The sequence below is a fragment of the Enterococcus eurekensis genome, from assembly GCF_042654605.1.
GTDB lineage: Bacteria > Bacillota > Bacilli > Lactobacillales > Enterococcaceae > Enterococcus_I > Enterococcus_I eurekensis.
The window spans coordinates 1-7,431 of the sequence record NZ_JBHSGT010000011.1 but is presented as its reverse complement, the minus strand read 5'-3'; the positions used below and the strand labels follow the sequence as shown (position 1 = coordinate 7,431).

Below are 7,431 nucleotides of genomic sequence, written 5' to 3'. Positions count from 1 at the left end.
AAAAGTAATTGTAAGCTGCCGTGAGGCAGTTTCACATGGTTTTAATTAAAAGTATGAATTATTCAGGTCAAACTTTGATACAATAAAAGTAATATTAAAATGAGGAGGAACAAAATGGAATATGTAAAATTAGGTAATACAGGCTTAGATGTTTCACCACTATGCTTAGGTGCGATGGGGTTTGGAAATCCGCATAATTGGATTCATGATTGGATTTTGGAAGAAGAGAAAAGCCGCCAAGTGATTAAAAAAGCGCTTGATTTAGGCATTAATTTCTTTGATACAGCCAATATTTATTCCTATGGTGCGAGTGAAGAAGTCCTCGGCCGTGCTTTACGTGATTATGGTAAACGCGAAGAAATTGTCTTAGCAACGAAACTTTATATGCCGATGACAGCCGAAAAGCGTCCGAATTCAGGCGGGCTATCGCGCAAAGAAATCTTTCATCAAGCTGAACAAAGCCTAAAGCGTTTAGGAACCGATTATATTGACTTATACATTATTCACCGTTGGGATTATCATACACCGATTGAAGAAACAATGGAGGCGCTCCATGATTTAGTCAAGTCAGGAAAAGTTCGTTACATTGGGGCTTCAGCAATGTATACGTGGCAGTTTGCTAAAGCACAATTCGTAGCGGAAAAACATGGTTGGACCAAGTTTGTCTCAATGCAAAATCATTTGAACTTATTGTATCGAGAAGAAGAACGTGAGATGTTACCGTTTTGTCAAGATCAAAAAATTGCGGTAACACCATACAGCCCACTAGCTGCAGGTCGCTTAACGCGCGATTGGGAAGGGACCACTAAGCGTGCACAAACTGATCGTACAGCGAAAGTGAAATACGATCAAACTTTAGAGCAAGACCGAATGATTGTAGCACGTGTTGCGCAAGTTGCCGAGGATTTAGGTGTCAAACGAGCTCAAGTTTCATTGGCTTGGCTTTTACAAAAAGAGGTTGTAACCGCACCGATTATTGGTGCAACGAAAGAAAGTCATTTACTAGATGCCCTTCCAGCGCTTGATATCAAACTAACACCTGACCAAATTCTCTTCTTAGAAGAACCTTACGTACCCCACAAAGTTGTTGGAGCAAGATAAAGAAAAGCCCTTAGGATTTCCTAAGGGCTTTTGTTATTTTATTAATCCATACCGATTAGATAATCGTCATCATTCATCGCTTCAACGGTACCAAGTAAGTACCCATTTCCGACTTGTGAGAAGAAATCATGATTGCTTGTTCCAGTCGAAATCCCATTCATAATAATTGGATTGACATCATCTGCGGTATCAGGGAAAAGTGGATCTTGTCCCATGTTCATTAAAGCTTTGTTGGCATTGTATCGTAAGAATGTATTTACATCTTCCGTCCAACCAATATGATCATAGAGTTCGGCTGTGTATTTTTCTTCGTTTTCATAAAGTTCAAAGAGTAAAGCGTACATCCATTCTTTTAATTCTTCTTGTTCATCTTCAGGTAATTCATTGAAACCTAATTGGAATTTGTAACCAATATATGTTCCATGAACGGATTCGTCACGAATAATTAATTTAATGATTTCAGCAACGTTTGGTAGTTTGTTATTACCCAAGTAGTGAAGAGGGGTATAGAAACCAGAATAAAATAAGAATGTTTCTAGGTAAACACTTGCGACTTTCTTTTGCAGTGGGGTTCCGTGTAGGTAGACTTCGTTAATTAGTTCTGATTTTTTTTGTAAATACTCATTGGTGTTAACCCAATCAAAAATCGCTTCAATTTCTGCTTTTGTATTTAAGGTACTGAAAATGGAAGAATAGCTTTTGGCGTGTACTGATTCCATAAATTGAATGTTGTTTAAAACCGCTTCTTCATGCGGTGTACGAACGGCGTCACGTAATTGATGCATCCCACTTTCTGATTGAATCGTATCAAGTAAAGTTAAACCACCCAAAACATGACTGACCATTTTTTGTTCTTCTTTTGAGAGGCTTCTCCAGTCATCTAAATCATTGGAAAGCGGAATACGTGTATCTAACCAAAATTGTTCCGTTAATTTTTCCCAAGTGGATTTGTCGATTAAATCTTCAATTTCATTCCAGTTAATTGCTGCATAGTATGTTTTTGCCATTGAAACTGGCCTCCTTAAATTTGAAATAAAAAAGAAGCTAGCCAGAGAAAATCCGCTAGCTTCCAAAAGAATTGTTCTTTTTTGTAATTAAATCACACAGCTTTCGCATTGGTTACTGCCGATTTCTTCTGCATCGTCAGTAAAGGTACGAATATAATAGATAGTCTTAATCCCTTTGTTAAAGGCATAGTGACGTAAAATATTCAGATCTCTGGTTGTTTGTTTCGTTGTTGTTTTCCATTCATAAAGACCCTCTGGAATCTCAGAACGCATAAACAAAGTCATACTCATTCCTTGATCGATATGTTTTTGAGCAGTAGCATAAACATCGATGACTTTGCGCATATCCATGTCATAAGCGGATTTGTAGTAGCTAATCGTATCATTCGATAGGTAGGCTGCTGGGTAGTAAATTTTACCGATTTTCTTTTCTTGACGTTCTTCAATTAAACGAGTAATTGGATGAAGGCTGGCACTAGTATCGTTAATATAAGAGATTGAACCGTTTGGCGCAACTGCTAAGCGATTTTGGTGATATAAACCATCTTCTTTAACTGCTTGAGCAAGAGCTTCCCAATCTGCTTTTGAAGGGATGTGAATTCCTTTAAATAGTTCAGCGACTTTTTCAAAAGTTGGTGTGTAGTCTTCGTTGATATAAGACTCGAAATAAGAACCATCGGCATAAGCTGATTTTTCAAAATTATGGAAAGTTTCTTGTTTTTCTTTAGCAATTTGATGACTTTCCATCAATGTCCAGTAATTTAATAACATGAAGTAAATATCAGTGAATTCAATCGATTCTGGTGAACCATACTCCATTTGGTTTTTAGCAAAGAAAGTATGTAAGCCCATGGCACCTAAACCAATCGTATGATTAATTTTGTTGCCATATTGAATTGATGGAACAACAGCAATGTCAGATGCGTCTGTGACAAAAGTTAAGGCACGGGTCATTGCGCGAACGGAACGACCGAAGTCAGGACTTTCCATTAAGTTGACGATATTAGTTGAACCTAAGTTACAGCTAATATCTGTTCCTAAAACATCAAAACCTTGGACATCATTGACAACTGAAGGTTCTTGAACTTGTAAAATTTCTGAACAAAGGTTACTCATAATAATTTTTCCGTCAATCGGATTTGAACGATTAGCGGTATCAATGTTAACGATATAAGGGTAGCCTGATTCTTGTTGTAATTTTGAAATTTCATTTTCTAATTCACGTGCATTGATTTTTGTTTTGCGGATATTTGGATTTTTAACCATATTGTCGTATTCTTTTGTAATATCAACATATGAGAAAGGTACGCCATATTCTTTTTCAACACTATAAGGACTAAATAAGTACATGTCTTGATTTTTACGCGTTAATTCGTAAAATTTATCCGGTACAATCACACCAAGTGACAAAGTTTTAACTCGAATTTTTTCATCAGCATTTTCTTTCTTTGCAGAAAGAAAGGCGATGATATCTGGATGGAAGACGTTTAAATAAACAACTCCGGCACCTTGACGTTGACCTAATTGGTTTGAATAACTAAAGCTATCTTCAAATAATTTCATGACAGGCATAACACCACTTGCAGCGCCTTCGTAACCTTTAATTGGCGCACCCGCTTCACGCAAGTTTGATAAAGTAATCCCAACGCCACCACCGATACGAGACAATTGTAGAGCAGAGTTAATCCCACGTCCAATCGCGTTCATATCATCCGTTAGTTGGATTAAGAAACAAGAAACTAATTCACCGCGACGTTTTCTACCCGCATTCAAGAAAGAAGGCGTTGCGGGTTGGTAACGTTGATGAATCATTTCTTCAGCTAAAGTCATTGCTAGTTCTTCGTTACCATCTGCAAAATAAAGAGCATTGAAAGCGACACGGTCTTCGTACGTTTCTAAATATTGTGTTCCGTCATTTGTTTTTAATGCGTATTGGCCATAAAATTTATAAGCAGCCATAAATGATTTGAAATGGAAATTTTGTTGCGCTAGAAAATCATAGAGTGACTCAATAAAAGCAGGGGAATAATTACGAATGAAAGGTTCTTCTAAATAATCTTCTTCTATTAAGTAGTTGATTTTATCTGTAACCGTTGGAAACGTCATTGTATTGGGTAGGACGTTTTCTTTAAAGAAGGCTTCTAAAGCTTCTTTATCTTTATGCAAAGGAATCTGACCATTCACAGGACGATTAATTTCATTATTTAATTTAAAGTAAGTGACATCTTTTAATGTTTTAAGACTCATGAAGACACAACCTTTTCTAATTTCTATTGGTAATTGAACAATTAACATAAAAAGAAGGATTTGAAGTCTTACGACGGACAAATCCAACAATAAGTTTTTAGTTTAATAAGTGAGGACTACACAGCTAATTGACGTAATTGGTCCGGACGGAAACCGATAATGGTTCTTGCTTCGCTTGTGATGACAGGGACACTTTGGAAACCTTGTTCTTTTAACCAATTGATAGCTGAAGGTTCTTGATCTAAGTTAATTTCTTCAAAAGAAATATGATTGTCAGTTAAGAAGCGTTTCGCCATTTTACATTGCATGCAGTTGTTTTTTGAAAATAATTTGATATTCATAATGGTAATCCTCCTTGGAAATTTTACTGTATAATTACTATAGTCCTTAGTATAGACGGTCGTAGCGAAAAGTCAAACGAAAAATACTATATATTGTGTTTGTGAAGTTGGGCGACACTAATTGTTGTGGTTTTTTAAAAGTTTTTTACCTGAAAGTGCTTGTGGTTATTAGTGTTTCAGCCGATTAAAAAAACAAAGAAGAAGTTTAAAAAAATTCGCTTGTGAAGGAATGTTTTTGAACAATAAAAAGACTGAAAATCTTCTTGCCTTTTTTAAAATCAGATGCTACTATGTACTGGGTGCCAAACCCATGACGTTGGATACTTGTTGGTGCGAAAGCATTTTGAAAACGAGTATCGCAACGTCTTTTTTTAATAATTTAAGAGTATCCTAAAATTCGCCCGAAGAAAAATACATTCTTCGGACGGATTTTTTCTATTTACTTAATAGAAGGTAGTATATTTTGCTTTCCATTGTTTTAATTTAATATGTAGCCAAAAACTATAAATACCCAAGGAAACAATCGTTAATAGAAACCATTTTATCCAATGGCCGAACAAACCAATAGCGGTTCCGTTAAACTGTAGACGTCGGCCTTCAATGATGGTATGTTCGATTTTCCAACGATTCATCAAAACGATTCCCCAAGGGGTTCCGATTCCTAAAGTAAAAATAGTAATAACTGCGGCTAACAAACTATGTACAATATAACTAAGTAAGCCACCATCAAAATATGATTGATTCATTTTATTCCTCCTTTTCAATTACCATAGCTAAACTATGCAATAAAGAATAGCTTTAATTTCCTTAAATGTTTATAAATACTTCGAAGTAAAGTATTTCCAACCAATTAATTATATGGTACACTTTATCTAGTTTCGAAAACTAGATAATCAGTTTTTTGAAAATGATAACTAACTGTTAAAGAAGGAAGTGCGATGGAAAAATTAGAAGAGAAAATGATTGAATGGGGAGAGTCGTTACTGTCTGTTCACTTACCAAGATGGGATGAATTACCGGAAATTGAGCTCTACATGGATCAAGTGATTACACTTGTGGATCAATACTTATCTCCGATTATTAGACAAGAAAAACATACGCGACTGACACCTTCAATGGTGAATAATTATGTAAAAAAAGATTTAATCCCAGCACCCGTTAAAAAACGTTACAATCGTAAGCATGTAGCATTTTTAATTGCCATTACGTTGTTAAAGCAAGTGCTAACTATTCCAGAAATTAAAGAGGGAATTTTATTTCAAGGAAAAGCAATTGGCATCCGGAATGCTTACAATTCTTATTGTGAAATTCAAGAAAAAGCAATTTATCAAGTTTGTCTACAAGCAAGTAAAAAAACTTTCGAGGAACCTCAAGAAATTATTTCCATTCAATATTTAGCAGCCTATAGTGCTTCGAAGGCTTTTGCCAATAAGTTATTGGCTGAAAAAATGATTGAATTAGAGGCGGATTACTTAAAAGAAGGAGCAAAAAAATGAATCAAGAAAAAATTGCATTACTTGTGGACTCAGGTACGGATGTTCCTCAAGACGTTATGGAGCGCTATGGTATTTATATGATTCCATTACAAATCATTTATAAAGAACGAACATATACGGACAAAGTTGATATTACACCAGAAGAAGTTTATCGTCGTTTGGAAGAAGAAGTGCCAAGTACTTCTTTACCCGATGGCGCACAGATTCAGAAAGTTTTAGAAAAAATCAAAGAAGATGGTTATGAGAAATTATTAATTGTGACAATTTCTAGTGGTTTGAGTGGGACGTACAATGTGTTACGTTTGATTGGGCAAGAAGAAGAAGGTTTAGAAGTTTATGTACTTGATACGAAAAGTATCGGTATTGGTGCTGGTTTACAAGCAATCCGCGCAGCTGAACTCATTGATTCAGGCTTAACCTTTGAGGTATTGATTGCTCAGTTGAAAAAAGAAATTGTTCAAAATAAAGTCCTGTTTAATGTAGGTACTTTAGAATATTTACAAAAAGGTGGACGAATTGGTTTAGTGACATCAATCATTGGTACGGCATTAAAACTAAACCCAACGATTTCTTGTAATGAAGATGGCGTTTATTATACTGTCGCAAAATCACGTGGACGCAAGCGTAGCATTGATAAATTAGTTGAGATTGCTGAAGAATTTATTGGCAATCATCAAGAATTTCGAATTGCAGTAGCACAGGGTGACGCTTATGAAGAAGGATTACAATTAAAAGCTAAAATAGAAGCGCGTTTTCCAAATGCAAAGGAAATTTTATTTGGAACGATTTCTCCAGCATTAGTGGTACATACCGGACCAGGTTTACTTGGTATGGGGATTCAAGTCATTCATTAATCGTTAAATAATTCAAAAAGCATCGATTTTCTTCGAAAGGAAAATCGATGCTTTTTGATATTACGGTTGTACGTCAAATAGTGTTGATGGACCCAAAATGAGTAAAAATAATCGTCAAAATCGATAGAGAAAATTGTTTCTCTATCGATTTTTTTGATATTAGAAAAGAGGGGGCGGAGCCTCCCGCTCCCCTGCGAAAAATCACCTTGTTGACGAAAGCTGCGAGACCGCTTCGAGCCTGTAGTCTCTCAGCTCGAAAGCTTCAAACTCTGGTTAAGTGCTAAAGCACTAAACCAGAGTAATTCACATTTCGTCTGTTGACGCAGCGGGCACAAGGTGTTTTTCTTCGAGTCGCTAGTGCTATCTTCAAATGGTTTGTTGATTA

General features: G+C 35.9%; 7 protein-coding genes. 3 read left to right on the top strand and 4 right to left on the bottom strand.

The window, feature by feature from the left end; genetic code table 11:
- Window positions 1-114 precede the first annotated feature (114 nt).
- Window positions 115-1,101, top strand: a complete 987-nt coding sequence (locus ACFO3L_RS01010) for an aldo/keto reductase (protein WP_379962951.1) — start codon at window positions 115-117, stop codon at window positions 1,099-1,101.
- Window positions 1,102-1,142: 41 nt separating this feature from the next.
- On the opposite strand, the gene nrdF is transcribed toward ACFO3L_RS01010, so the two are convergent.
- From nrdF to ACFO3L_RS00990, 4 genes are all read right to left on the bottom strand, one after another.
- Window positions 1,143-2,108: a class 1b ribonucleoside-diphosphate reductase subunit beta gene (nrdF, locus tag ACFO3L_RS01005; protein WP_379962949.1), complete on the bottom strand. Its 966-nt coding sequence runs from the start codon at window positions 2,106-2,108 to the stop codon at window positions 1,143-1,145.
- An 87-nt stretch (window positions 2,109-2,195) separates the two neighbouring features.
- A complete protein-coding gene (nrdE, locus tag ACFO3L_RS01000) occupies window positions 2,196-4,355 on the bottom strand; it encodes a class 1b ribonucleoside-diphosphate reductase subunit alpha (RefSeq protein WP_379962947.1) in 2,160 nt (719 codons plus the stop codon).
- A gap of 116 nt (window positions 4,356-4,471) precedes the next feature.
- A complete protein-coding gene (nrdH, locus tag ACFO3L_RS00995; protein ID WP_379962945.1) occupies window positions 4,472-4,696 on the bottom strand; it encodes a glutaredoxin-like protein NrdH in 225 nt (74 codons plus the stop codon).
- Between the two features lie 443 nt (window positions 4,697-5,139).
- Window positions 5,140-5,442 (bottom strand): DUF898 family protein, encoded by a 303-nt coding sequence (locus ACFO3L_RS00990; RefSeq protein ID WP_379962943.1) that lies wholly within the window; start codon window positions 5,440-5,442, stop codon window positions 5,140-5,142.
- 192 nt (window positions 5,443-5,634) lie between these two features.
- Here ACFO3L_RS00990 and ACFO3L_RS00985 point away from each other — a divergent pair, with 192 nt between their 5' ends.
- Window positions 5,635-6,192, top strand: a complete 558-nt coding sequence (locus ACFO3L_RS00985) for a DUF1836 domain-containing protein (protein ID WP_379962941.1) — start codon at window positions 5,635-5,637, stop codon at window positions 6,190-6,192.
- The gene (locus tag ACFO3L_RS00980; RefSeq protein ID WP_379962939.1) at window positions 6,189-7,046 is read left to right on the top strand and encodes a DegV family protein; all 858 of its coding nucleotides are present in this window, start codon (window positions 6,189-6,191) and stop codon (window positions 7,044-7,046) included. Before ACFO3L_RS00985 ends, ACFO3L_RS00980 begins: the two co-directional genes overlap by 4 nt.
- Window positions 7,047-7,431: the final 385 nt, after the last annotated feature.